The organism is Blautia intestinalis (assembly GCF_014297355.1).
Lineage (GTDB): Bacteria > Bacillota > Clostridia > Lachnospirales > Lachnospiraceae > Blautia_A > Blautia_A intestinalis.
Map to the genome: position 1 here is coordinate 61,124 of NZ_JACOQE010000006.1, position 26,640 is coordinate 87,763.

A 26,640-nucleotide genomic window follows, 5' to 3' on the forward strand; every position below is an offset into this window, starting at 1 on the left:
TACTCCTCTTTTAGTATTTATAAAATTCACCTGTACATACATCATAGATGCCTCGCGGTGTAATACGAATCTCCGGAATGACCGGAAGCGCCATAAATGACAGTGTGATAAATGGTGCGATTCCATCCGGTACACCCATTTCATGGGCTTTTTCAATCATTCTTTTCAGTTTGATGTGACTATACCGGAAACCGGCATCACTCATCAGTCCCATCACCGGTAATTCCAGTGTATCAAAAACCTTATGGTCTGCAATAAGCGTATAGCCTCCCTGCGTACGGATCAGTTCCTGTACTGCAAGTGCCATATCCTGATCATTGTCACCTATCACGATAATGTTGTGAGAATCATGTGAAACACTGGACGCAATCGCTCCGCCGCGGATTCCAAAGCCACTTACAATACCCACTCCCGTTTTACCGGTTGCTTTGTGACGCTCGATCACCGCAATTTTCTGATAATCCTCATCTGCCCGGAACACACCCGGTCCGTCAAATAGCTGAACTCTTTTACGGACAGTTGTAATCTCACCTTCCTGCATTTCAATTACATAAAAACTTCCGTCTGGTGATTCCAGTGTCAGATCATCTACTGTAAAGTTTCCGACATGAACTGTATTTTTTAATTCAGCCGGACATTCTCTTATCGTAATCTCGCTGTCCTGATCGATTCTCTGTCCGTTATAATAGACATCATAAATTGTCATATTTTCAATATCATCCAGAACCAGAAGATCCGCCTGATATCCTGTTGCAACTGCACCAAGTCTTCTGAGTCCATAACATTTCGCAGAATTGATCGTCGCCATGCAAATAGCATCGATCGGATCCATGCCGAGCTTTATTGCCTTACGTACATTATGATCGATATGTCCTTCTTGTTCAATATCTTCGATATGTTTATCATCGGTACAGAAGCAGAAGCCTTCTCCGTTCATCTGATGCCTGACAATGCCGGATACAATTGCCTTGAGGTTTCTCGCCGCACTGCCTTCACGGATATGTACCGTCATTCCACAGCGCCGCTCCTGCATTGCATAGTCAAAATCCGAACACTCATGATCTGTCGTGATTCCAGCCATCACATAAGCCTGCAAATCCGCTTCAGCCAGAAACGGTGCATGCCCGTCTCTCACCCTTTCTCTGAACAGATCCAGTTTGCTGTGCATGGCTTCATCAGCATTCACTACAGATATATAGTCCATTACTTCTCCCAGTCCCAGTATTCTTCTGTTGCCAAGATACGGTACCATATCCTGTGCAGTAATGGTACATCCATTGTCGTCAATTGCAGTTGCCGGTACGCAGGATGGCATCATCACAAACACATTTGCCTCTACATCTTCTGTCTGATTCAGGATATAATCAATACCCTTTAAACCGGACACATTTGCAGATTCATGCGGATCCACAATAAACGTCGTTGTCCCATGGCGGGCAGCCACTGTTACAAGCTCTGCCGGTGTCACAAGGGTTGATTCCAGATGCAGATGACTGTCGATCAGTCCCGGACAGACGTACCTGCCTTCCAGATCAATTTCTCTTTTTCCTTCGTAACTTCCGATTCCTGAAATCAGACCATCTTCTATCGCAATGTCCCCTTTCAGGATCTCTCTGGTAAAAACATTCACAATACGGGCATTTTTCAGTACAAGTTCTGCTTTTTCCAGTCCACGGGTAACTTCTGAACATTTTTGATACTTCTGTAACTTCATAAGCCCACTCTCCTTTTATTCTGCTTTACCTTGTTTTTAAATTCTGCCAGTGCTTCATGCACCTGATTTCTCAATCCAGCTTAATGCCTGCCAGCGCCTGTGCAAATGCATTATTTACCGGCTCTGCCGCCTCTTTTTGCTGCTTTTTCAAATATTTCTGCACGTCTCTTTTATTTACGCCTGCGCCTTCTTTTGCACGTCTTGCCTGGAAGGAAGAAAGCTTTTCTTTATAGCCGCATGCACATACGAAAGTTTCTTCTTTTCCTTTGACCAGCATCTCCATACGTTTGTGGCACTTCGGACAGCGCGCATTGGTCGTACGGGAAATCGTCTCTCTGTATCCACATTCTCTGTCCTGGCATACCAGCATCTTACTGTTTTTACCATTTACTGCAAGAAGACGTTTTCCACAGTTCGGACAGATTTTATTTGTCAGATTGTCGTGACGGAATGTACCTGTTCCTGTCTTTATCTCACCAACAATTTCTTCCGTATATTCCCGGATTCCGTCAAGAAATACTTTTTGCTTCAGCTTTCCCTTTGAAATATCAGAAAGTTTCTTTTCCCAGTCTGCTGTCAGCTCCGGTTTCTTCAAGTCTTCCGGTACCAGTTCCAGAAGCTGTTTTGCCTTCGATGTCAGATAAATCTCATTTCCACGTTTTTCCATAAGGAATGTGTGAAATAGTTTCTCAATGATATCGGCTCTTGTGGCAACAGTACCAAGTCCGCCGGTCTCTCCCAGCGTCTTTGCCGCCTGTGAGTCTTTCGTCGACATATATTTTACCGGATTTTCCATCGCAGCAAGAAGTGTTGCCTCGGTAAAATGTGCCGGTGGTTTTGTCTTGCCGTTAGTGAGCCTTACACTGTCTATATGGATTTTTTCTCCTTGACGGAACACAGGAAGTTTCTGATCTTTCAGTGCATTGTCCTCCGTATCTTCTTCCTGCATGCCCTCCTCATAGACAGCTTTCCATCCGGCTCTTATAACTGTTTTTCCGTTTGCTGCAAAAGTCTGTCCTGCTGCCTTTGCTTCAAGAGAAGTCTGCTCATATTCAAATGCAGGATAAAGCACACTTAAGAACCGGCGCACGACCATATCATATATTTTGCGTTCTTCGTTCGTCATATGATCGAGCTGTACAAACTGTTCTGTCGGAATGATTGCATGATGGTCACTGACCTTTTTATCATCCACGAAACTTCTGTTTGTCTGAATCGGTTTGCTGATCAGTACTCCGGCAAGCTTTCTGTACGGGCCTGTTCCACATGCTTTCAGACGTTCTTTGATCGTCGGTACAACATCCTTTCCGATATAACGTGAATCCGTTCTCGGATACGTAAGGACTTTATGATTCTCATAAAGCCGCTGCATGATGTTCAGCGTTTCTTTTGCGGAAAACCCGTATTTCTGGTTTGCTTCTCTCTGCAGCGTAGTCAGATCATACAAGCCCGGTGCATAAGTTTTCTTCGGTTTCTTGTCTACAGAAATGATTTCCAGTACACCGTCTGAAATATTTTTGCTGATATCTTCTGCACGATTTTTCTGGAATGTACGGTAACTGCCGCTTCTGGTATCCTTCCACGTCCACTGTATACCTCCGGCATGCAGAACAACGCCATAATATTCTTCCGACTGGAATTTACGGATTTCTTCTTCTCTTCCTGCAATGATCGCGAGTGTCGGTGTCTGCACCCTTCCGCACGAAAGCTGTGCATTATGCTTACAGGTCAGTGCTCTCGTGCCATTGATGCCGACCAGCCAGTCCGCTTCTGCTCTGGCTACTGCCGCACGATAAAGATTATCGTATTCCCTGCCATCCTTCAGATTGTGGAAACCATCACGTATTGCCTTATCTGTCACAGATGAAATCCACAGACGTCTTATTGGCTTCCTGCAGCCTGATTTATCCAGAATCCAGCGCGCAACAAGCTCACCCTCTCTGCCTGCATCCGTTGCAATGATGACATCTCCGATATCCTTTCGAAACAGCTGGGTCTTAACTGCCTGATATTGTTTTGATGTCTGGCGGATGACCACGAGTTTCATCTTCTCCGGCATCATCGGCAGAGTTTCCATATCCCATTTCATATATTTCTTATCATATTCTTCAGGATCTGCAAGCGTTACAAGATGTCCAAGTGCCCATGTCACCACGTATTCTTTCCCTTCCAGAATTCCGTTTCCCTTCTGGTTACAGTGGAGAACTCTCGCAATATCCCGTGCTACAGATGGTTTCTCTGCAATTACCAATGACTTCATAGATGTTCCTCTTTCTCAAGTTGATATTTTCTGAATTTTCTTTGATGTGAGTATACCATATCCCACACAAAAAAGGAAGATAACTACTCTTCCTTTCAATGATAATAAATGCCTGAAATATTTGTAAATTTCTGTCGGTCATGCTATGATAAACAGGAACGTAAGGGAGGAAATTATGTACTATTTTATCGTAAATCCTAATTCCCGCTCAGGAAAAGGTGCCCTAATCTGGAAAGGACTCGAAGGCATCTTAAATGAGCGAAATATCGAATATAAAACATTTTTTACAGAATACAGGGGGCATGCCGTTCTTCTGTCTGAGTCCATTACTTCCGATGCTGCCCCGGAAAACCCCGTAACCCTCATTGCAGTCGGAGGAGACGGCACGATTCAGGAAGTATTAAGCGGTGTACGCGATCTGTCATATATCACTTTCGGTTATATTCCCACCGGATCCGGAAACGATTTCTGCCGCGGAATGAAACTTCCGGCAGAACCCGGTGAAGCCCTTGATCTGATTCTTTCCGGCTGCCGGCCACATCCAATGGATGTCCCGGTACTCACCTGCGGTACGGGAAGCAGCCACTTTGCAATAAGCTGCGGAATCGGTTTCGATGCCGGTGTATGCCATGAAGTCAGTGTCACACCGATGAAAAAAATTCTTAACCGTATCGGACTCGGAAAGCTGGTCTATCTTTTTGTTGCATTAAAACAGCTTCTTTTTCTGAAACCATCTCCTATGACACTTGTCATGGACGATGACAACGTGCAGCAATTTTCCAAAGTATATTTTACTGCGGTCATGAATCAGAAATACGAAGGCGGTGGATTTAAATTTTGTCCCAATGCCAGTCCATCTGACGGATATCTCGATGTCATCGTAGTCGACAGTTTAAGCAAACCCAAAGTCCTGTGTTGTCTTCCGACAGCATTTTTCGGAAAACATACGATTTTTCACGGTATCCACATTTTCCGCTGCAAAAAAATAGATATCCACAGTGATCTCGCACTGCCGGTGCACAAAGACGGGGAATCCGCCGGAATCCTGAAAGAATTTTCCGTATCGATTGGAGCTGCCCAGGTGCGCATGATCTCATAATTTACTGTAACGTAAAAAACTTCTGCCGGTCAATCAGCAGAAGTTTTTTGATTTTAGTTAAATCCGTAGAATTTCTGACATATTTTATACGCAGCCACAAACATCTTGCGGCCTCCTCTGCCCGGCAGGTTTGCCGCACGGCCGAGGATGCTGTAACGCAGTTTGTGATAGAGCCACAGATCCTGCTCACGGATATAATCCAGCAGTTCTTTTTTCTTATCGAGGGCTTCCTGTGTGCCGGCACGAACCAGCATAATAGAAGAAACTGTCGTAATGATGTCCAGATAACTCAGCATATATTTCTTTACGTGTTTGTTGTCAAACTGACAGTTATGGAAAATATCTGCCATCAGTTTATTTACTCTGATCTGCTGGTCAATTCTCTTTATCATGACCTTTTCGTTTACAGACTGGTCATCTCTTCCGATAAAGTAACGATAAAAATTCACATCCAGATAATACATTTTCTTCACAAACGGAAGCGGCTCAAACGCAAAGATGTTGTCCACATAGAATGTATGCTTCGGAAGTTCCATTCCACATTCATGCAGAAGTTTGGTACGGTAAATGATCGAATGCATCAAAAGGTATTTACCTTTCGACATATGCACGCTGTCCCATCCGAAAATCTCATTTACCGGCAGGCAATGACGGTACTGCATAACTTTCTTGCGGGCTGCCCCCTGCTTCTCATAAACAAAATTGCTGATCAGCATATCCACGGTCTCCGGTCCACGCACGAGTTCTCCCAGTGTATGAAGAATCTTTGCATAAGCTTCTTCATTTACCCAGTCATCGCTGTCTACGACCTTGAAATAAAGACCTGTGGCATTACGGATGCCGGCATTGACAGCTTCTCCGTGTCCGCCATTTTCCTGATGGACTGCCTTTATGATCGTCGGGTACTTCTCTGCGTATGCATCTGCGATCTCTGCAGTACGGTCAGAAGATCCGTCATTTACTACAAGAATCTCCACATCTTCTCCACCCTTTAAAAGAGACTCGATACATTTTTCCATATATGCTTCTGAATTATAACAGGGAATTGCAATACTCAGTAATTTCATTTTCCTGATTTCTCCTTCATGTATTTTATATATGCTCTGAAAGCAGACGGTATCGCATACTGCTTTTCAGACTGTTTCTTTTCTGTAAAAATAAACGATGATTCCTTCCGTTCTTCCAGCGAAGACACACGGATACGGTAACCGGTCATTCTCCATTCTATGTGAGAAAAAATATGCTTTGCCTCTGGCAGTGCTTCAATATACAGCGGCTCCAGTGCCATTTCTTTAACCCTTTCCAGAGCCTCGTCCATACTCAGATGGCCTTCGGCATTTGGCAGTTCATAAAGTCCTGCCAGAAGTCCTTCCTCTGGTCTTTTATGAATTGCAGTACGCTCACCGTCCTGAATCACAAAAACCGTTCTGTTTTCGATGGTGCGTTTTTTCTTCGGTGCTTTTACCGGAAGTTCATCAACTGTCCCGTGATGATATGCCCTGCAAAATTCCGCAATCGGGCATTCCGTACATCTCGCCGGTCCGTTGGGTACGCACACCACTGCTCCGAGCTCCATCAATGCCTGATTAAAATCTCCCGGTGCTTCTTTCGGCATGATCTCCAGCAGTTTCTCTTCGACCTGACGACGAACAGATTGTTTCATGATATCCTGACGGTCCTCGGTGATCCTGGAAAAAACACGAAGGACATTACCGTCAACTGCCGGAACAGGAATATCATAAGCGATTGACGCGATTGCACCTGCTGTGTAACTCCCGATTCCCTTAAGTGCAAGCAATTCCTCATAAGATGCCGGCAAAATACCACTATATTCACTAACTACAGTCTGTGCTGCGTTCTTCATATTTCTTACCCGATTATAGTACCCCAATCCTTCCCACAGCTTCATAAGCTTCTCTTCGGGGCATTCTGCAAGAGCTTTCACATCCGGAAGTTCTCCGATAAAACGAAGAAAATACGGCTTCACTGCTTCTACTCTGGTCTGCTGGAGCATAATTTCCGACACCCAGGTATAATAGGCATTCTTCTGATCTCTCCATGGAAGGATTCGTTTATTTTGTCTGTACCAGCTAATAAGCGGCTGTACAATCTCATTCAGCATAAAGTCCTCCGGATCTGATGGAATCATTGTCTCGGGATTTTGCCATATTCATGGCAAAACACCTCGCGGGATATTACCTGTGAACAGTAACAAGTATAACATAAATCCCGCCAAAAGACAGTTGATTTTTTTTATTATAACAGATAGAATATCAAACATGGTAATATAAATAACATTTCAGAAGAATTTATCGAAAGGATTTGTACTATGGACAGCATCATTTTTGACGTAGACGGTACTTTGTGGAACTCCACAGAAGTCGTGGCAAAAGCCTGGAACAATTATTTACAAAAGGAAGAACATATGAATATCACTTTTACAGCAGACCAGCTCAAGGCTCTCTTCGGAAAGCCTCTGGCAGAAATTGCTGCCCTGATTTTTCCTGAACATCCTGTGGATGAGCAATCTCGCCTGATTGATGGATGTTGTGAAGCAGAGCACGCATTACTTCATATTACCGGTGCTCCTCTGTACGAAGATCTGGAAAAAGCTCTGCAGATTCTGTCCGCAAAATATCCTCTTTATATTGTCAGCAACAGCCAATGTGGTTATATTGAGCTTTTCCTTGAAAAAAACGGTTTCGGCAAATATTTCCGGGGACATCTCTGCAATGGAGATACCGGACTTGATAAAGGTTCCAATATCCGTCAGATTGCTGACCAGAATGGTTTAAAATCCCCTGTCTATATTGGAGATACCATGGGGGACTTCGAAGCATGCCGTAAAGCCGGAGTTCCTTTTATTCTTGCCGAGTATGGTTTCGGAAAAGTACCAGAACCAGATATGCGAATCAGCAAACCGATGGATCTGATAACACTGTTTTGCTGATACTCAGACATCCGTGATTGTTTACACTTACACATAATGCGAAAAGAGCATGGAAGATTCGATTTCGATTTCTTCCATGCTCTTCTTTTGTGTAAGCATCAATTTATTTTTAGATTTTCTGTAATTATTTTTTCTTAGCACATTTGGTTTTCAGATAGAATACCAGCCATGCAAGAATTGCAAGCAGTACAACAATGTAAGCAACTTCTGCTGCAAGGCTCGTCGTATAGCTGTCTATAAGGGTTGCCACACCGATCAGAAGCAGGGCAACACCTGATCCCCATGTCATTTTTTTCTCATCGTATTTTTCTTTGCGAAGCTTTGCATTGCCGCCCTTCAATAAAATATCACCATGTCCTGTCAGAAGCATGATTCCGGCAACCAGTGCGATTACGGCCAGAATAAGGCCAAAAGATTTGTCCATCATAATTATTCTTTCTCCTGTGTTTTAGTAGAAGCAGACGATCGGCACATCATACTGTATCAGATCATACAGAACACCCGCATTTTCCGGTGGCATGTTGATACATCCGTGTGAACCGTCTGTCAGGTAAATATCTCCGCCAAACTCATCTCGCCATGAAGCATCGTGGAATCCGATTCCGCCATCAAACGGCATCCAGTATTCAACCTTTGATTCGTACTCGTAAGTACCATCTGCCTTCATTGTTCCTCTGAGTACATCCGGGCTCTTCTTATAATAGAGTGTAAAGATACCGGCATGTGTCTGACGATCTGCGTAACTCATATTACCGGAAACAAAATCAGATTCAAAAATGTCGGCTCCGTTCTGATAATAGTACATATGCTGTTCACTTAAATCAACTTCAATATAAGTATTACCAAGATCATTTACTCCGTAGGCATTTGCTGTCTGTGAGAAGACCGGCTCTCTCGTCGTCTGCGTACCAGACTGAATCTCCTTACTCAGCTGCGCTGTCTCCGCGCTCTGGTCAATCTTCCATCCGTATACGGAACTGGATACATAAACTGTTCTGCCGCTTGTCGTCTGGAATTCTCTCTCCGTACCGACTGTATCATAAGTTGCTGCAAGCTGTGCCACGTAATCAGCCACATGCTGCTGGAAAGAATTGTCATCCCATACAAGCTGGCCCTTCTCGTCAAACTGCAGCCAGTCTTTGATGGTATTGCCATCGAGCGTTTCTGTACGGTCACCAAAAGTATAAGTAATACTTGCTCTCGTGTAGTTATTGCATGCTTCCAGAGCAGACTGCAGTGCCTGATCATTCTGTGTAACATCAGCGCTGACATATGCTTCCGGTGTATCCGCAAAATTAACACTTGTCTGTCCGGACTCAACAGCCGCATCCAATACCTGATATGCCTGCTTGATATTAAGCTTGCTTCCTTCCGTCTCCGGAACGATCACAAACTGTCCATCCTGAAATGCCACATATGCGTTCTCAGGTGCTGTCTGATTCTCTGCCTGGGCACAATTCAGTGATTTGAGCTGTTCCTGAAGTTTGGTCTTGTTGTAACCTGTATTCTCGGAAACAGTATAGCTCTTCTGCTCATACATACCCTTAATCCACTCATATGGCTTCTGCTGCTGCAAAAGTTTCAGTACTTCTCCGGTAGAAAGATACTGATAATCAATCTGATCTCCGGCAATTGTCTGCGGATCCAGTCCTCTTGAAGAAACCTCGATAGAATAGTCTTGAAATTTCTGCCTGAACAGATTTTCTACTTCATATGCTGTCATCTGTGAACAGTTCACACCATTGATCCATGTGCCTTCAAAAAATCTGTCGGAAAAATAATAGCTTGCCGCTGCATAGGCACAGCCACCAACCACAAGCACCATCAGAAGCAGAAGACCAAAGATACGACCACCTTTGTGTTTCTTTTTTCTTCCTTTCTTTTTCTGTGCCGGCTGTTCATCCATATCATCTACCGGAACATACACAACCGGACCGGGACGTGCCGATTTATGTCTTGCAGGATGAGTTCTCTCCTCATACACTGCTTCGGCCTCATCATACGGTTCTGTATCTTCTATGGATTCTTCGTCATCCTCAGTAAATTCTTCACCATCATCAGGATTCTCCTCGTCCGGCTCTGTATCTTCATATTCTTCTCTTGAATCATCATACTCGCCCAGATCATCCAACCCTTCATCGTCGTCCGGTGGATCTGTCAGTCTGTCCATAACCGCATCAATACGTTCTTCCATATCTGTGCGCTCATCCGGTGCCCCTTCACCGTCAGATAATCTATCCTTAATTTCTTTGTTACTCATTTATTATACTCTCCTGAATATCAATACCTGCGTCTAATCACCCATATCATAACATTTCCAGATAATTTTCCTGTAACGTTTCTATTATAACATACTTCTGTGTTTTTGCATCTTAAATTATCTCTTTTTTTATGAAATGTCAAATTTCTGTCACCGACATTCAAATCGCGGGATACATTTCTACAGCCCGCGCTTCAAATACTCAATTATTTTGTAACTTTTATGACAGTTCTGTATACCGCCCTTCCTGCTTTTACTGTAATCACAGTACTTCCTGTTCTTATTCCTTTTACTCTGCCCCTTGCATCTACAGTTACAATTCATTTATTGGAACTTGCATAGATTATTCTGTCCTGGCAGGCAGTACAGATCTGATGACGTTTTTCTGCTTTTCCACAGTTTCCTTTGATATCAATAACAGTTTCCCAGAGATGACTGCATTTTTCGGATTTGTATCAATGAGCTCTTTCAGTCGAATCTGTGTGGAGTACTCTCTCTCTGCCTGAACATAAATCTGCGTTTCTGCACTCCAGAGAGGATTTTCTTCATCATCTTTGTCTTTTGAAATCACTCTTACGCCGACAAAAATTTCCTGATCCTGAACGTCTTTTGCCTTAATCGTCAGTGTATTGCCTTTGATATTTACATATTCAACAGCGTTTTTATCATAAGAATCTTCTATCAGTTCAAACTCATATTTCGAAAAAAGACATCTGTTACAGAAATATTGAAAATTCCTTTCTGCTGATTTCCATGGATATCTGTATAAGTAACTTCAATTTTTGTCTCTCCCGAAACAGATTCCAGTGTTGTTCCAAAATTAATATAATATTCTTCAATAACTTCTTTACCTGAAAGATCAGCCCGACACGTGAATACCTCTGTTCCGTTTATTTTTATGTATGCCCGTGCTTCAAACCAGTATTCGTCTCCTTTGTTCGCGCTTAACCATCTACAGGCTTCCTGCCTCTTCTGCTGCAAAAATTTCTTCTTCATTTTCTGATGTTTCCTGCTGCACCTGCACATCCATCTCATCTGCAAGTACCGTAAAGGAATTTCCCGCGTTTCAAGACTTTTTTGTGCATTTTCAACAGTTCCAAAACGCAAATTTAGGTAAAAAAGACCCCGGACAATTCTGGCAATCTATATTGTCAATTGCCTGAATCATCCGGGGATTTCATTATTTGCGTATATTCAGATTATTTTTCGATCAGAAGGCTTTCCCCTGTCATGTCTGCCGGCTGTTCCATTCCCATAAGCTGGATCAGTGTAGGAATGATGTCTGCAAGGCATCCGTTCTCTCTTAAGGTGTATTTCGGATCTGCATTTACGAGGATGAACGGAACCGGGTTTGTTGTATGGGCGGTCCACGGTTCACCTGTCTCATAATCGATCAGCTGCTCTGCGTTACCGTGGTCAGCGCAGATGAACATCTGTCCGTCAACTTCTTTGAGAGCTTCTACTGCTTTGCCCACGCAGCCGTCAACAGTCTCGATTGCTTTTACTGCTGCAGCCTGTACACCGGTATGACCAACCATATCCGGGTTTGCAAAGTTGATAATGATCACATCGTATTTGTCAGATTTGATCGCATCTACAAGTTTATCGCAAACTTCCGGTGCGCTCATTTCCGGCTGAAGGTCATAAGTAGCGACCTTCGGAGATTTTACAAGGATTCTGTCCTCACCTTTGTTTGGCTCTTCTACTCCACCGTTGAAGAAGAAAGTAACGTGAGCGTATTTCTCTGTCTCAGCGATACGAACCTGTGTCATATCGTGAGCTGCAAGGTATTCGCCAAATGTATTCTGAAGCAGTACTTTGTGGAATGCAACCAGTTTGTTCTGGATCGTCTCATCGTAGTCTGTGAAGCAAACATATGTGAGGTCAAGTTTCTTTGCTCTCTCGAAGCCTTTGAACTCATCATCACAGAATGCTCTGGTGATCTCACGCGCACGGTCAGGACGGAAGTTGAAGAATACAACGGAATCTTTGTCCTGAATGGTTGCAACCGGTTTGCCGTCTTTTTCGATTACAGTCGGAAGTACGAATTCATCTGTCTTGTCAGCATCGTAGGAAGCCTGAACTGCAGCTGCTGCGTCTGTACCTTTGACACCTTCGCCTTCAGTCAGTGCTTTGTATGCAAGTTCTACACGATCCCAGCGGTTATCTCTGTCCATTGCATAGTAACGTCCGGAAACAACACCGATCTCACCAGCACCAATCTCCTTCATCTTTGCTTCAAGCTGTTCAATGAATTCTTTACCGGATGCCGGAGGTGTATCACGTCCGTCGAGGAAGCAGTGTACATAAACTTTCTTCAGACCTTCTCTCTTAGCCATCTCAAGCAGTGCATAGAGATGTGTGTTGTGACTGTGTACACCACCATCGGAAAGAAGTCCCATGAAGTGGATAGCAGAATCATTGTCTTTTGCATTCTTCATTGCTGCAAGAAGTGCTTCATTCTTGAAGAAATCACCATCGTTGATCTCTTTTGTGATTCTGGTAAGTTCCTGATATACAATACGGCCTGCGCCCATATTCATATGACCTACCTCAGAGTTACCCATCTGTCCGTCCGGAAGACCAACTGCAAGTCCGCTGGCATTTCCTTTTACGAATGGATATTCTGCCATTAATTTATCCATAACAGGAGTCTTTGCTTCGTAGATTGCATTTCCCTCATGTTTGTCATTCAGGCCATAACCATCCAGGATCATTAAAACGGTTGGTTTTTTACTCATAATATTCTCCTTCTGTTGTATAGTTTTTCTGCATATCAATACAGTATTTACCTGTATGTTTTTTCCTATTATATAGTACCAAAAATTTAGAATTTTTCAAGGATTTTATCGGAAAAGCTCTGTGGAATCGCAGATAGTTTATCCTTTGTATTCTCCTGAAGCTGTTCCAGCCAGCCGCCACAGATCGCGGTCAGAAGTTCCTGCATCATTCCCCTTGATTCCGGTGCAAATTTATCCAGTCGTTTCACCATTGCCGCAAGGCTCTTGATTCCGCCCGACTGTACTTCACTTAAGTTTTCGTATCCGGATGCCTGCAAAGTTGCAAAGAGATCTTCGATCAGAAGACGCTTCTGCTCCGTGTCCATTCCGTCGATCCATTTGTGAAGTATCTCGATAAAACGAAGCGCTGTTTTATTCAGGCTGTCTCGTCTGACAAGACCCGGCCCCTGCACCTCCCAGGAAAAGCCATCGTGCTGAAGAAGTCCTCTGCTGGTGCTTGCCACAATAATCGGCTGTTTTTCATGTTCGAGAAGTGTTCCTATGATGGAATATTCCGGGATGATCCGGATGATCTTCGGCATCATCTCTGCTGTCTCGGGAGATTCCTGAAATTCCTTTGAAAATCCCGGCCCGTCGTTCGAATATATTTCCAGAATCTTATCGTGCGCACTTTTGCACATGACTGAGCCATAAATCGCAAGATTTCCACCCTTTGAGTGTCCGCCTACCCGCAGCATCCCGTAAGCTTTGTCAGAAATCCGCTGCATGTATTCAACTGCACGTTCCTGAGCAGGAACGACACCGGTGCTTAAATTGAAGTCTTCTTTCCAGCCTATAATGGTATCATCCGTGCCGCGGAAAGAAATATAAGAAGTTCCGTCATCCAGAACGATCTCCACAGCCGAAAACTGCTGTTCTGCTTCTGTGACGATCTCATTGACATAGTTTCGGATCACACATTTTCCAAATCGGACGGATTTCGCCATTTCAAACATCATAAACGGCGCCAGGCGGATAAATGATTTATCCGCCTCCAGTTCTTTTATCGTGTGTAATTTCTTAAATTCTTTGACCAGTTTTTTCAGTTCTATCCCTTTTTGCCCGGACACTGCCGGAATCCCGTCGAGATTCACATACGAAAAACAGGCAAGAATCAGGTTATCCACCTCATTAAACGGGGACTGCGCAAAAGAAAGATCACCTCTCCAGCTGATATAATCCATAATATTTCCCATAAGCTTCTCCTTCTCGAAAACAACTTAAGGTATAATTTTTATTTTATTCTCCGTACACACGAAGCATGCTGCTGATCTTACGTACAGAGCTTCTTCCGCTCAGTTCTTCCATTGCAGTACGGAAATCTCCCTCTCGAACTTTTGCCGTGATCACAACTACTTCTGCGCTTCCTTCATCTCTTGCTGCTTTCTGGATGATCTGAGCCACACTGACACCATATTTTGCAAATACTGCGGTCATCTCAGCCAGTACACCACAGCGGTCTTCTACGATCAGTCTCATAAAGTAACGGTTGCAGGTATCTGCCATTTTTTTCACCGGAAGTTCTTTGTAGCAGGTACATCCGATACGTGCACAGCAATTTGCCTGAATATTTCTTACGATTTCAAAAAGATCCCCGACTACCGCACTTGCTGTCGGTAATTCTCCTGCGCCACGGCCATAGAACATTGCATTCTCTACTGCATCACCGTTTACAAATACTGCATTGTAGGAATCATTGACAGATGCAAGCGGATGGCTGCTCGGAATCAGCATCGGGCATACATAAGCTTCCACTCCGTCTTCTGTATTCTTTGCAACTCCGAGGAGTTTTATGTCACATCCCATTTCTTTAGCATATTTGATATCTTTGGCTGTGATCTTTGTGATTCCCTCGATATAAACATCATCAAATACAACTCTGGAATTAAACGCTACGGATGCAAGGATTGCTACCTTACGTCCGGCATCCAGACCTTCGATATCTGCAGTCGGGTCTGCCTCGGCATAACCCAGCTCTGTAGCAAGGGCAAGGGCATCTTTGAATTCCATACCATCCTGTGTCATCTTTGTGAGGATAAAGTTGGTCGTTCCGTTGACGATTCCCATTACTTCTGCCATATGATTGCCTGCCAGACATTCTTTCAGCGGACGGATGATCGGAATTCCACCGGCTACTGCTGCCTCAAACAGGAAATCTACATGGTTTGCTTCTGCTGCATCAAGAAGTTCTTTTCCATGAGCTGCAATCAGGTCTTTGTTGGCTGTTACTACATGTTTGCCGGCATTTAATGCGTCAAGTATGTAGGTTCTTGCCGGTTCGATTCCACCGATCAATTCAATTACAATATCTATTTCTGGATCTTTTACGATCTCGTCCCAGTTGTTTGTCAGAATCTCAGAATTTTTTACCTTTGATGCTGCTTTTTGCAGATTACGTACCAGAATCTTACTGATCTCAAGCTGACTTCCAAGCTTCGGGATCATCTCCTCTTTCTGCTTTTCCAGTACTTTATATACGCCGGTTCCTACTGTACCAAATCCCAGAAGGGCTGCACGAATCACTTTTTTCTCCATTTTGGAATGGCTCCTTTCTCCTCGTCCCTTAAAGTTCAGGGATTATTCTTACCATGTGTCTAATAGTATGGTATAAAATGGATTTTGTCAAGCGCGGACATTTGTACGTGTACGAAAACATAAAGTAAAAAAAGCCAGATACCTCTGACCAATGCGGTTTGAAGTATCTGGCTGTATATTCTTGTATGAATTATTTGTAGTTTACGATTTTTCCGAAGTCTGGTTTGAGGGAAGCTCCACCAACAAGACCACCGTCGATATCGCCCATTGCAAACAGTTCTGCTGCATTTCCTGCATTTACAGATCCGCCGTACTGGATACGGATAGCTGCTGCTGTGTCTGTATCATAGATTTCTGCTACGCAGTCACGGATGCCTTTGCAGATTTCCTGAGCCTGTTCGCTTGTTGCTGTTTTGCCTGTTCCGATAGCCCAGATTGGCTCGTAAGCGATAACCATAGTCTTAGCCTGATCTGCAGTTACATTCTGAAGACCAACTTTAACCTGCTGACGAATCCAGTCCATTGTGATGCCCTGTTCTCTCTGCTCAAGAGATTCTCCACAGCACATGATTGGTGTGATGCCATGTTCGAAAGCTTTCAGGACTTTCTTGTTAACGTCTTCGTTTGTTTCTCCGAAGTAATCTCTTCTTTCGGAATGTCCGAGGATAACGTATTTAACACCTGCATCTACGAGCATAGCCGGAGCGATCTCGCCTGTGTATGCACCTTTTTCTTCGAAGTACATGTTTTCAGCTGCTACAGCGATGTTTGTGCCTTTGCAGGCTTCAACTACAGGAACGATGTCGATAGCCGGTACACCGAATACTACGTCAACTTCGTCGTTCTGTACGAGTGGTTTCAGAGTTTCAACTAATTTAACTGCTTCGCTTGGAGTCATGTTCATTTTCCAGTTTCCAGCGATAATTTTCTTTCTTTCCATTTTCTTATCTCCTAATTTTTATTTATTACTGTATATATCTTTTCGTAATAAGCTGCGGATATGGAAATTCGATTCACTAAATCGCACTATTTCCCGCCATACATGTTCGCCTCGCACTAAATTCACACTGCGTCTCTGACTTGTGTTCATTAAGAGCGGCGAACCAAGTAAACGCTAAGTTCTGTCTGCGCCTGCGGCTTGCCAATCACTAAGCTTTTTACTTGTCGTTAGCTGCTGCTACGCCCGGTAACTCCTTACCTTCGAGGAATTCCAGAGAAGCACCGCCACCTGTGGAGATGTGAGTCATCTTGTCGCCATAGCCAAGGATGTTGACTGCAGCAGCGGAATCACCACCACCGATGATTGTTGTAGCTTCTGTATCAGCAAGAGCTTTGGCAACTGCTTCTGTACCATGAGCAAAATTCGGCATTTCGAAACAGCCCATTGGTCCGTTCCAAACAACTGTCTTAGCATCTTTTACAGCATCACAGAAGATTTTCTCTGTCTCTGTTCCGATGTCCATTCCTTCCCAGCCATCCGGAATACATCCACGTTTTACGATCTGGATGTTGCAGTCATTGGAGAAATCATCTCCGATTCTGTTGTCAACCGGAAGAAGAAGCTTAACACCTTTTTCTTCTGCTTTCTTAAGCATGTCTAATGCATACTGAAGGTAATCGTCCTCGCAGAGGGATTTACCGATATGTCCGCCAAGTGCTTTGGAGAATGTGTAAGACATACCACCACCAATGATCAGAGTATCAACTTTATCAAGAAGGTTGTTGATAACAGAGATCTTGCTGGAAACTTTAGCTCCACCAAGGATAGCTACGAATGGTCTTTCCGGATTATTTACAGCGTTTCCGAGGAAATCGATCTCTTTCTGCATCAGATATCCAACTACTGCTGTATCTACATATTTGGTAACACCAACGTTAGAGCAGTGAGCTCTGTGAGCTGTACCAAATGCGTCGTTTACAAATACATCACAAAGAGAAGCAAGTTCTTTGCTGAATTCATCACCATTCTTTGTCTCTTCTGCACGATAACGAGTATTCTCAAGAAGAATGATCTCGCCGTCTTTCATATCAGCTACTGCTGCTTTTACTGTGTCATCTACAACAACCGGGCTCGGAACAAATTTAACTTCCTGACCGAGAAGCTCTGTGAGACGTTTTGCGACAGGTGCAAGAGAAAGTTCCGGTTTCGGCTCTCCCTTCGGTTTTCCGAGGTGGGAGCAAAGGATAATCTTTCCACCATCTGCAACAAGCTTCTTGATTGTAGGAAGAGCTGCTACCAGACGGTTCTCATCTGTAATTTTACCGTCCTGCAGAGGTACATTGAAGTCGCATCTTACGAGGACTTTCTGGCCTTTTACGTTGATGTCATCAACAGATTTCTTATTCAGCATCTTGTTATGCCTCCTTATAAATATTTAACTTTATACAGACAAAAAGGCCCGGTCCTATTCAAGACCGGACCCTTCTCTGAGTCTTATTCATATGTGTCAGACAATTCATATCTGTCACATCTGAGTGCTACTCGGCTTCTAATTAAGCGTTCAGAAGTTTGCCAAAGTGTTTGATTGTACGAACCATCTGGCTTGTGTAGGAGTTTTCATTGTCATACCATGAAACAACCTGTACTTCTGTTGTGCCATTCTCAAGTGGAAGAACCATTGTCTGAGTAGCATCGAACAGAGAACCAAATCTCATACCAACGATATCGCTGGATACGATTTCGTCTTCGTTGTATCCGAAGGATTCGTTAGAAGCTGCTTTCATAGCTGCATTGATCTGTTCTTTTGTAACGTTTCCTTCAACTACTGCTGTAAGGATTGTTGTAGAACCTGTCGGGGTTGGTACACGCTGAGCAGATCCGATAAGTTTGCCGTTCAGTTCCGGAATAACCAGACCGATAGCTTTTGCAGCACCTGTGCTGTTCGGAACGATGTTAACTGCAGCTGCACGAGATCTTCTCAGGTCGCCTTTTCTCTGCGGTCCGTCAAGTGTCATCTGATCGCCTGTGTAAGCATGGATTGTGCACATGATACCGGATTTGATCGGTGCAAGATCGTTAAGAGCCTTAGCCATTGGTGCAAGGCAGTTTGTAGTACAGGATGCAGCGGAGATGATTTTATCTTCGTTTGTAAGACCTTCATGGTTTACATTGTAAACGATTGTCTTAAGGTCGTTTCCAGCCGGAGCGGAAATAACAACATGTTTAGCACCTGCATCGATATGAGCCTGAGCTTTGTCTTTGGATGTATAGAAACCTGTGCACTCAAGAACTACGTCTACACCGATTTCTCCCCAAGGAAGTTCTGCAGCGTTAGCTTTTGCATAGATTTTGATTTCTTTTCCGTCAACTGTGATGGAATCTTCGCCTGCTTCTACTTTGTCAGCCAGAGCGTATCTTCCCTGAGTTGAGTCATATTTTAATAAGTGAGCCAGCATTTTCGGGGATGTAAGGTCGTTGATAGCAACGATTTCAAATCCTTCTGCTCCAAACATCTGACGGAAAGCCAGACGACCGATACGGCCAAATCCGTTAATTGCAACTTTTACTGCCATGATAAATTCCTCCTATGAATTAAATGGTTGATTTACGGCGTTTGTTAAAGAAACGTCAACCTATTGCATATTGTATCGAATCTTGTACAAAAATTCAAGACCATTTTATAAAAAAACATGATAAAAATGTTTTAATATAGGAATGAAACCATAGCAGGAACGTTTTTTACATGCTATAATAGTGTCAGTCCATTCAAAGGAGGATACAAAAATGTCAAATCAGATTTTATGGGACTGCCATATGCATTCTTCTTTTTCTGCTGACTCAGACACATCTATGGAAGATATGATCCATGAGGCGATCCAACGGAATCTCTCCGGCATCTGTTTTACAGAGCATCTGGATCCTGATTACCCACCCACACCGGATAATGAAACATTTGAGCTTGATCTGGATGCATACAAAGAGACGCTTTTCTCACTTCAGGAGAAATACCGTTCAAAACTGAATATACATTTCGGCATTGAGCTGGGGCTGCAGCCACATCTTGCAGATTCTTTTAAAGAGCTTCTTAAGACACTGCCTTTTGATTTTGTGATCGGCTCTTCCCATGTAGTTCACGGCTATGATCCATATTATGGAGAATTTTTTGAAAACCGTGAGGAATCCGCGTGTTACCGGGAATATTTTGAATCTATTCTTGAGAATCTGGAAGCTTTTTCCGGGATGGATGTCTACGGACATATTGACTATGTAGTCCGGTATGGTCCGAATCAGAACAAAGAATATTCCTATGAACGTTATCGGGATATTCTGGATGAGATCCTGCGCACAATCATTGACAAAAATCTCGGAATCGAGCTGAATACAGGTGGTTTCCATTATGGTCTCGGGGAACCGAATCCATGTCGCGCTGTCATCCGCCGTTATCGTGAACTTGGCGGCGAGATCATCACGGTCGGAGCCGATGCACATGCCCCGGCCAAAATCGCCTATGATTTTGATAAGGCTGCTGCCATACTTGCAGAAAGCGGCTTTAAATACTATACTGTATTCCAAAACCGCAAGCCGGAATTTATTAAATTATAGTTGTCAGTTAATTTTCAGATAAAGATACAAAAGGAGGCTATTTATTATGGCAAAAAAACGTCTTCAGAAAAAGCGTGAAGCTGCCAGAGCTTCTGCGGCACAGACTGCCGCACCAAAAGCAGAACCTGTCAAAAAAGCAACCAAAACTGTCGCACCTTTAAAGGTCGAAACGAAAAAGACCGAACCGGTTAAAGTTGAAACCAAGAAGACTGAGGCTGTAAAAGTCGAGACAAAAAAGGTTGAACCGGTTAAGGTAGAAACTAAGAAGACTGAGACTGTCAAAGTCGAAACAAAAAAGGTTGAACCGGTTAAGGTAGAAACTAAGAAGACTGAGACTATCAAAGTCGAGACTGCAAAATCCGAACCTGTCAGACTTGAAAACAAGCGTGATGATGATCGCATTTACTGTGAGCGTCTTGCCCGTCATCTTGACGAGCTGAAATGGCTTTACTGTGAACTGTATCAGGACAATCCATATGTCACAATGCACCTGAACGATCTTCTGAAAGTACTCAAGAAGTTCTACGACATGCGAGGCAATGCCCTGAAAGAATCTGATCTGAAACGAGAAAAAGATCCGACATGGTACAAGCGCAATGATCTTACCGGTATGATGATGTATGTCAATGCATTTGCCGGTACTCTTTCCAATCTGGAATCCAAACTGGATTATGTGCAGGAATGCAATGTTAATTATCTGCATCTGATGCCGCTTCTTGACTCCCCGAAGGGACGCAGCGACGGCGGTTATGCGGTTGCTGATTTCCGTAAAATCCAGGAAGAACTCGGAACCATGGATGATTTTGCAGATCTGACTGCTGCCTGCCACAAACGTGGCATTAACGTCTGTCTGGATTTCGTCATGAACCATACATCCGAAGATCACGAATGGGCAAAACGTGCCCGTGCAGGAGAAAAAGAATATCAAGACCGTTACTTCTTCTTTGACAACTATGATATTCCTTCCTTATATGAGCAGACCTGCCCGGAAGTTTTCCCAACTACTGCACCTGGCAACTTTACCTGGCTGGAAGATCTTCATAAACATGTTATGACTACCTTCTATCCTTATCAGTGGGATCTGAATTACCGCAATCCGATTGTTCTCAATGAAATGATCTTTAATATGCTGTATCTTGCCAATCAGGGTGTGGATATCGTTCGTCTGGATGCTGTACCATATATCTGGAAACAGCTTGGAACCAACTGCCGCAATCTTCCACAGGTTCACACCATTGTACGCATCATGCGTATGGTCTGCGAGATTGTATGCCCGGGCATACTTCTTCTCGGAGAAGTTGTTATGGCTCCTGAAAAGGTTGTTCCATACTTTGGAACTGTCGAGAAACCAGAATGCCATCTGCTCTACAATGTAACAACTATGGCAAGCACCTGGCACACAGTCGCAACCAAAGATGTTTCTCTGCTGCGCCGGCAGCTGGATATCATCTCAAACCTTCCAGGAGACTGCGTATTCCAAAATTATCTCCGCTGCCATGACGATATCGGATGGGGACTGGATTATGAATATCTGGAAAACTTCGGTATTCAGGAAGTACCTCATAAGAAATACCTGAATGATTTCCTTACAGGAAAATATCCGGATTCATTTGCACGAGGAGAACTTTATAACGATGATCCACGTCTTGGTGATGCAAGACTCTGTGGAACTACTGCTTCTCTCTGCGGTATTGAACGTTTTGGATTTGAAGGAAATCAGGAGGGTGTAGACAGAGCTGTCCGTTATGACATTACCCTGCATGCATTTATGCTTTCCCAGTCCGGTATCCCGGTAATTTACAGTGGTGACGAGATCGGTCAGGTAAATGATTATACTTACAAAGATGATCCGGAAAAAGCTGACGATTCCCGTTATCTCCACAGAGGAAACTTTGACTGGAAACTGGCTGAAAACCGTCATGATCCGACTACTGTACAGGGCAAACTCTTCCCTGCACTTGATAAGCTGGAACATATCCGTACCAGTCACGGCGTATTTAACAGCAATGTACCGTTTCATACCATCGACACATGGGATAATTCAATTCTTGCTTTTGTACGTGAAAATGATGAAGAGAAATTCATCGGAATCTACAACTTCAGTGAAAACAACAAAGTAGCCTGGATCAATGAGGAAGACGGCATGTACACAGACCTCATTTCCGGCCGTGAACTGGAAGCCAAAGGCGTGCAGATTCCGGCATTCGGATGCTACTGGCTGTGCAGAAGTAAAAAATAAACGTTTTTTCTATAAAACCATTCCAAAAGGCTCCGGTCATGATGACCAGAGCCTTTCTTAATGTCTTATTGTTAATATCCTATTCTGGATATCATATATTCTATTTACGAAGTTTGTCGATGAATCCGGTAAAGCGTCCCGGGGTTTCCTGATCCAGCGAACGGGCATAAATGCCTTTCAGCCAGACCGTGATCACATCGATCAGTACCGGTGCAAATGTCATCAGTATGAATACAAGAATGATCATGCCGAAATCCAGCGAACCAAGTGAAAGCAGTTTCTGGAAAATAACAGCCGCCGCGAAGAAAATAAACTGCATACCGTAGATAATCACCTTGCGATACGTATTAAGCGGTGCATAGACTGTTTTTAATGCTGCCATGTAATTCCATCCTGTCACAAGGACACATGCGGTATTCAGCATTGCCATAGAATGATATACATTCTGGCAGACAAGCATTACTGCAAATACACAGAATGTGATCGTAATTGCTGCCGGAAAAGCATTGATAAATACATGTCGTAAAAACGTATGGTCAATCTTTTCGTAGTTATTCTCCTGTGCAAGAAGAAATGTCGGAATACCGACCGCACATGCACTGATCAGTGACATCTGGATCGGCTCGAACGGATATGCATTTCCGAAAAAGATCGTCAGCAGAGACAACATAACAGAAAACATTGTCTTGATCAGGAACATTGATGCTGCTGTACGGATATTGTTTACAACCCTTCGCCCCTGATTTACGATATGTGGCATGGAAGCAAAGTTTGAATCCAGAAGTACCACATTCGCAATATTCTTTGCCGCATCACTGCCCTGCGCCATTGCAATACTGCAGTCCGCTTCTTTCAGGGCAAGTACGTCATTGACACCATCACCGGTCATCGCAACTGTATGACCCTGAGACTGTAATGCCTGTACCATTGCTTTCTTCTGCTGTGGTGTCACGCGTCCGAACACGCTGTACTGTGCCACTGCATCCTGTAATTCTTCCTCAGTTGTCAGTGTTGTCGCATCTACATAACTGTCCGCATTCTTAAGTCCTGCACGTCTCGCAATCGCCGCAACTGTCACCGGATCATCACCGGAAATCACTTTAAGATCTACTTCCTGGCTGTCAAAGAAAGCCAGCGTATCCGGCGCTTCTTCACGAATCACATCGGTAAGAAGCATCAGAGCCAGCGGTTCCAGCCCTTCCGGAAGTTCTGTCCCTTCCGCATTCTGAGAACTATGTGCAAGTACAAGCACTCTCAGTCCTTCTTCTGCATAAGCCTGACATTTCTCCGTCAGTTCTTCATTATCCTCCGGAAACAAAAACTGCGCTGCTCCCATCAGATAAGTGCCTTTTTCTTCAAAAACAGCACCACTGTATTTACGGTCAGAAGAGAACGGAATCACATGTTCCAGCGTCATGTCCTGCTTTGCCGGAAAACGCTTACGAAGTGCATCAATCGTCGCATTCTGATCTTTGAGCACGTGCATCATGTTACCCATGATGGTGTCGATGTCATCCGTAAATGCAGGATCTGTCTGTACCTGCTCTTCTGCCTCCGGGCTTTCTGCGGACTCAGGCTCTGTCGCAGCTGTCTCAACTCGTCCTGTACTTACATATGGTTCCACGCGCTCGACGCACATTGTTCCTTCCGTGATCGTTCCGGTCTTGTCCAGACAGAGTGTATCGACTCTTGCAAGTGTCTCGATACAGTAAAGCTCCTGTACAAGTGTCTTTTTATTTGCAAGTACAAGTGCACCGAGGGTCAGCGCAACACTTGTCAGAAGGACAAGTCCCTCAGGAATCATTCCCAGGACTCCGGCTACCATGCTCACTACAGAATCTCTAAATGTATCACCTACGATATAATACTGCTTATAAAATAACAGTGCACCGAGCGGCACAATAATAATACTGATTACTTTAAGGATCGCATTCAGGGAATTTTTCAGTTCGGAATTGTGTCGTTTAAATTCCTTCGCTTCGCTGGTGATCTGTGCTGCGTAATTATCCTTTCCTACATGAATAATCTGGCAGCACGCTTCTCCTGATGTTACAAAACTTCCGGAAAAAAGTTCGTCTCCTTCACTCTTCGGAAGATTATCCGATTCTCCCGTAAGCAATGATTCGTTTACTTCCAGGCTGCCTTCCAGTATGCAGGCATCTGCCGGCACCTGATCACCGGTCTTAAGACAGACCACGTCATCAAGCACCAGTTCTTCCGTCGGAACGGTCCATTTCTGTCCTTCACGGATAACAACGGATTTTCTGGCTGTAAGAATTGCCAGCTTATCGATTGTTTTTTTGGCACGGATCTCCTGAGCAATACCAATCAGCGTATTAATGATAATGATACATACAAAAAACGCATTTTTGTAAGAGCCCACCATAAGAACCAGTACCAGAAGTACAAGGTTCAGAAAGTTGAAAAATGTCAGTGTGTTTTCTCTGACGATCTGCTTATAGGTACGCGTATTCGGATTTTCATCCGCATTGACCTTTCCCTCCGCAATTCGCTCATTTACCTGTTCATCTGTAAGTCCTGTCAACCTTTCACCTCACAATCAGCCACAGTTATTAATACTCTTCTTCCTCTTCGCCTTCGCTGATATCAGACTTCGGTTTGTCCAGTCCTTCAATCACGATGCCGTGTTTCTGTGCATAGTCCCACAGCGCAGCATGAATTGCCTCTTCTGCAAGAAGGGAGCAGTGTACTTTAACCGGCGGAAGTCCGTCCAGAGCTTCCATAACGGCTTTGTTTGTAATCTGCATTGCTTCTTCGATAGTCTTACCTTTTACCATTTCTGTAGCCATACTGCTTGTTGCAACAGCTGCACCACAGCCGAATGTTTTGAATTTGCATTCTTTGATGATATGTGTCTCATCGTCGATATCAAGGAACATTCTCATGATATCTCCGCATTTTGCATTACCAACAGTTCCTACACCGCTGGCGTCTTCGATTTCTCCTACATTTCTCGGATGCTGAAAATGATCCATTACTTTTTCGCTGTACATAATATTTAATCCTCCTGTTATTGTCTTTTGTCTACCGTAAATACTATTTAGATTTTGTTATTTACTTCTGGTTTTTCATGAAGTCTTCATACAGTGGAGACATGCTTCTCAGATACTGTACGATTTCTTTTAGTTTATCTACTGTAAATTCCAGATCTTCTTTGGTTGTCTCTTCGCTTAAGGTAAGTCTCAGAGAACCGTGTGCGATCTCATGAGGCAGCCCGATTGCCAGAAGTACATGAGACGGGTCAAGGGAACCGGATGTGCATGCAGATCCGCTTGATCCGCAGATGCCGTTCTGATCAAGCATCAGAAGCATGGACTCACCTTCAATGAACTGGAAGCTTACATTAACGTTGTTCGGAAGTCTCTTCACTCTGTCACCGTTCAGTCTGGAGTATGGGATTTCAGTAGTAAGACGATTAATCAGGTAATCTCTCAGTTCGATTTCTTTTTCTGTACGTTCTTTCATGTTTTTCATTGCACGTTCTGCTGCTGCGCCGTACCCTACGATTCCCGGAACGTTTTCTGTACCGGCACGACGTTTACGCTCCTGTGCACCGCCATGTACGAAGGATTTAATCTTTACGCCTTTACGGATATAAAGGAAACCGATTCCTTTTGGTCCGTTGATCTTGTGTCCGCTGGAACTCAGCATATCAATGTTGTATTCATCTACATCGATCGGAACCTGACAAAATGCCTGTACTGCATCTGTGTGGAACAGAATGCCGTGTTCTCTGGCAATACGTCCGATTTCTTTGATTGGCTGAATAGATCCGATCTCGTTGTTTGCAAACATTACAGAAATCAGGATAGTCTCCGGTGTGATTGCCTTTTCCAGTTCGTCCAGACGTACGATACCATTCTCATCTACGTCAAGATATGTGATCTTTGCACCTCTTTCTTTTTCGAGGTATTCACATGTATGAAGAATAGCATGATGCTCAATCTTTGTTGTAATAATGTGATTTCCTTTTGATTTGTATGCTTCAAAAGTAGCCTTCAGTGCCCAGTTATCCGCTTCACTTCCACCTGCTGTAAAATAAATTTCTTCTTTTTTTGCATTCAGAACATCCGCGATCTGCTGTCTTCCTTTTGTTACTGCTTCTTTGCTCTTCTGGGCAAAATCATAAATACTGGACGGGTTTCCATAAAATTCAGAAAAATACGGAAGCATTGCATCAAGAACTTCCGGTGCAGTTTTTGTTGTGGCTGCGTTATCCAGATATATTAATTTACTCAT

At 43.8% G+C, this 26,640-nt stretch carries 20 protein-coding genes; 4 read left to right on the top strand and 16 right to left on the bottom strand.

Translation table 11 applies throughout. From position 1 onward, the window contains the following. Positions 1–10: 10 nt before the first annotated feature. On the bottom strand, positions 11–1,714 hold the full coding sequence (gene ade / locus H8Z79_RS10880; protein ID WP_015541159.1) for an adenine deaminase: 1,704 nt from the start codon (positions 1,712–1,714) through the stop codon (positions 11–13). Between the two features lie 70 nt (positions 1,715–1,784). Further along, on the bottom strand, positions 1,785–3,974 hold the full coding sequence (locus tag H8Z79_RS10885) for a DNA topoisomerase III (RefSeq protein ID WP_118039194.1): 2,190 nt from the start codon (positions 3,972–3,974) through the stop codon (positions 1,785–1,787). Between the two features lie 175 nt (positions 3,975–4,149). On the opposite strand from H8Z79_RS10885, the gene H8Z79_RS10890 reads away from it, so the two are divergent. Then, positions 4,150–5,073, top strand: coding sequence for a diacylglycerol/lipid kinase family protein (locus tag H8Z79_RS10890; RefSeq protein WP_118039193.1), 924 nt, complete (start codon positions 4,150–4,152; stop codon positions 5,071–5,073). A 53-nt stretch (positions 5,074–5,126) separates the two neighbouring features. On the opposite strand, the gene H8Z79_RS10895 is transcribed toward H8Z79_RS10890, so the two are convergent. Together H8Z79_RS10895 and mutY are read right to left on the bottom strand one after the other, a co-directional pair. After that, positions 5,127–6,140: a glycosyltransferase family 2 protein gene (locus H8Z79_RS10895; protein WP_118039192.1), complete on the bottom strand. Its 1,014-nt coding sequence runs from the start codon at positions 6,138–6,140 to the stop codon at positions 5,127–5,129. After that, positions 6,137–7,195 (bottom strand): A/G-specific adenine glycosylase, encoded by a 1,059-nt coding sequence (gene mutY / locus H8Z79_RS10900; RefSeq protein WP_118039191.1) that lies wholly within the window; start codon positions 7,193–7,195, stop codon positions 6,137–6,139. Before mutY ends, H8Z79_RS10895 begins: the two co-directional genes overlap by 4 nt. A gap of 207 nt (positions 7,196–7,402) precedes the next feature. On the opposite strand from mutY, the gene H8Z79_RS10905 reads away from it, so the two are divergent. Beyond that, on the top strand, positions 7,403–8,023 hold the full coding sequence (locus H8Z79_RS10905) for an HAD family hydrolase (RefSeq protein WP_118039190.1): 621 nt from the start codon (positions 7,403–7,405) through the stop codon (positions 8,021–8,023). A 124-nt stretch (positions 8,024–8,147) separates the two neighbouring features. On the opposite strand, the gene H8Z79_RS10910 is transcribed toward H8Z79_RS10905, so the two are convergent. The 9 genes from H8Z79_RS10910 to gap form a co-directional block, all read right to left on the bottom strand. Next, positions 8,148–8,450: a DUF3784 domain-containing protein gene (locus H8Z79_RS10910; protein ID WP_015541153.1), complete on the bottom strand. Its 303-nt coding sequence runs from the start codon at positions 8,448–8,450 to the stop codon at positions 8,148–8,150. A 21-nt stretch (positions 8,451–8,471) separates the two neighbouring features. Continuing rightward, entirely contained in the window at positions 8,472–10,283 is a 1,812-nt protein-coding gene (locus H8Z79_RS10915) for a L,D-transpeptidase family protein (protein ID WP_182279210.1), read from the bottom strand. A gap of 681 nt (positions 10,284–10,964) precedes the next feature. Next, positions 10,965–11,279, bottom strand: a complete 315-nt coding sequence (locus tag H8Z79_RS10920; RefSeq protein ID WP_015541151.1) for a hypothetical protein — start codon at positions 11,277–11,279, stop codon at positions 10,965–10,967. A gap of 203 nt (positions 11,280–11,482) precedes the next feature. Then, on the bottom strand, positions 11,483–13,024 hold the full coding sequence (gene gpmI / locus H8Z79_RS10925; RefSeq protein ID WP_015541150.1) for a 2,3-bisphosphoglycerate-independent phosphoglycerate mutase: 1,542 nt from the start codon (positions 13,022–13,024) through the stop codon (positions 11,483–11,485). Between the two features lie 86 nt (positions 13,025–13,110). Next, entirely contained in the window at positions 13,111–14,259 is a 1,149-nt protein-coding gene (locus tag H8Z79_RS10930; RefSeq protein WP_118039188.1) for a DUF2974 domain-containing protein, read from the bottom strand. Positions 14,260–14,302: 43 nt separating this feature from the next. Further along, a complete protein-coding gene (locus H8Z79_RS10935) occupies positions 14,303–15,598 on the bottom strand; it encodes a homoserine dehydrogenase (protein ID WP_015541148.1) in 1,296 nt (431 codons plus the stop codon). Between the two features lie 190 nt (positions 15,599–15,788). Continuing rightward, positions 15,789–16,538 carry a triose-phosphate isomerase gene (gene tpiA / locus H8Z79_RS10940; protein WP_015541147.1) on the bottom strand — a complete coding sequence of 250 codons (750 nt, stop codon included), beginning with the start codon at positions 16,536–16,538 and terminating at the stop codon, positions 15,789–15,791. Between the two features lie 217 nt (positions 16,539–16,755). Beyond that, a complete protein-coding gene (locus tag H8Z79_RS10945; protein WP_015541146.1) occupies positions 16,756–17,949 on the bottom strand; it encodes a phosphoglycerate kinase in 1,194 nt (397 codons plus the stop codon). A gap of 142 nt (positions 17,950–18,091) precedes the next feature. Further along, entirely contained in the window at positions 18,092–19,111 is a 1,020-nt protein-coding gene (gene gap / locus H8Z79_RS10950) for a type I glyceraldehyde-3-phosphate dehydrogenase (protein ID WP_015541145.1), read from the bottom strand. A gap of 211 nt (positions 19,112–19,322) precedes the next feature. On the opposite strand from gap, the gene H8Z79_RS10955 reads away from it, so the two are divergent. Both H8Z79_RS10955 and H8Z79_RS10960 read left to right on the top strand, forming a co-directional pair. After that, positions 19,323–20,141: a histidinol-phosphatase HisJ family protein gene (locus H8Z79_RS10955; RefSeq protein WP_015541144.1), complete on the top strand. Its 819-nt coding sequence runs from the start codon at positions 19,323–19,325 to the stop codon at positions 20,139–20,141. Between the two features lie 46 nt (positions 20,142–20,187). Beyond that, complete coding sequence (locus H8Z79_RS10960; protein WP_118039187.1) at positions 20,188–22,380, top strand: alpha-amylase family glycosyl hydrolase; 2,193 nt, start codon at positions 20,188–20,190, stop codon at positions 22,378–22,380. 100 nt (positions 22,381–22,480) lie between these two features. On the opposite strand, the gene H8Z79_RS10965 is transcribed toward H8Z79_RS10960, so the two are convergent. From H8Z79_RS10965 to nifS, 3 genes are all read right to left on the bottom strand, one after another. Next, entirely contained in the window at positions 22,481–24,925 is a 2,445-nt protein-coding gene (locus tag H8Z79_RS10965) for a cation-translocating P-type ATPase (RefSeq protein ID WP_118039186.1), read from the bottom strand. Positions 24,926–24,953: 28 nt separating this feature from the next. Beyond that, positions 24,954–25,394, bottom strand: coding sequence for a Fe-S cluster assembly scaffold protein NifU (nifU, locus tag H8Z79_RS10970; protein ID WP_015541142.1), 441 nt, complete (start codon positions 25,392–25,394; stop codon positions 24,954–24,956). A 61-nt stretch (positions 25,395–25,455) separates the two neighbouring features. Then, the gene (nifS, locus tag H8Z79_RS10975; protein WP_015541141.1) at positions 25,456–26,640 is read right to left on the bottom strand and encodes a cysteine desulfurase NifS; all 1,185 of its coding nucleotides are present in this window, start codon (positions 26,638–26,640) and stop codon (positions 25,456–25,458) included.

Bases quoted from the DNA above. Each gene is read 5' to 3' on its own strand.
- ade (WP_015541159.1), bottom strand. From the start codon at position 1,714: ATGAAGTTACAGAAGTATCAAAAATGTTCAGAAGTTACCCGTGGACTG.
- H8Z79_RS10885 (WP_118039194.1), bottom strand. From the start codon at position 3,974: ATGAAGTCATTGGTAATTGCAGAGAAACCATCTGTAGCACGGGATATT.
- H8Z79_RS10890 (WP_118039193.1), top strand. From the start codon at position 4,150: ATGTACTATTTTATCGTAAATCCTAATTCCCGCTCAGGAAAAGGTGCC.
- H8Z79_RS10895 (WP_118039192.1), bottom strand. From the start codon at position 6,140: ATGAAATTACTGAGTATTGCAATTCCCTGTTATAATTCAGAAGCATAT.
- mutY (WP_118039191.1), bottom strand. From the start codon at position 7,195: ATGCTGAATGAGATTGTACAGCCGCTTATTAGCTGGTACAGACAAAAT.
- H8Z79_RS10905 (WP_118039190.1), top strand. From the start codon at position 7,403: ATGGACAGCATCATTTTTGACGTAGACGGTACTTTGTGGAACTCCACA.
- H8Z79_RS10910 (WP_015541153.1), bottom strand. From the start codon at position 8,450: ATGATGGACAAATCTTTTGGCCTTATTCTGGCCGTAATCGCACTGGTT.
- H8Z79_RS10915 (WP_182279210.1), bottom strand. From the start codon at position 10,283: ATGAGTAACAAAGAAATTAAGGATAGATTATCTGACGGTGAAGGGGCA.
- H8Z79_RS10920 (WP_015541151.1), bottom strand. From the start codon at position 11,279: ATGAAGAAGAAATTTTTGCAGCAGAAGAGGCAGGAAGCCTGTAGATGG.
- gpmI (WP_015541150.1), bottom strand. From the start codon at position 13,024: ATGAGTAAAAAACCAACCGTTTTAATGATCCTGGATGGTTATGGCCTG.
- H8Z79_RS10930 (WP_118039188.1), bottom strand. From the start codon at position 14,259: ATGGGAAATATTATGGATTATATCAGCTGGAGAGGTGATCTTTCTTTT.
- H8Z79_RS10935 (WP_015541148.1), bottom strand. From the start codon at position 15,598: ATGGAGAAAAAAGTGATTCGTGCAGCCCTTCTGGGATTTGGTACAGTA.
- tpiA (WP_015541147.1), bottom strand. From the start codon at position 16,538: ATGGAAAGAAAGAAAATTATCGCTGGAAACTGGAAAATGAACATGACT.
- H8Z79_RS10945 (WP_015541146.1), bottom strand. From the start codon at position 17,949: ATGCTGAATAAGAAATCTGTTGATGACATCAACGTAAAAGGCCAGAAA.
- gap (WP_015541145.1), bottom strand. From the start codon at position 19,111: ATGGCAGTAAAAGTTGCAATTAACGGATTTGGCCGTATCGGTCGTCTG.
- H8Z79_RS10955 (WP_015541144.1), top strand. From the start codon at position 19,323: ATGTCAAATCAGATTTTATGGGACTGCCATATGCATTCTTCTTTTTCT.
- H8Z79_RS10960 (WP_118039187.1), top strand. From the start codon at position 20,188: ATGGCAAAAAAACGTCTTCAGAAAAAGCGTGAAGCTGCCAGAGCTTCT.
- nifU (WP_015541142.1), bottom strand. From the start codon at position 25,394: ATGTACAGCGAAAAAGTAATGGATCATTTTCAGCATCCGAGAAATGTA.
- nifS (WP_015541141.1), bottom strand. From the start codon at position 26,640: ATGAGTAAATTAATATATCTGGATAACGCAGCCACAACAAAAACTGCA.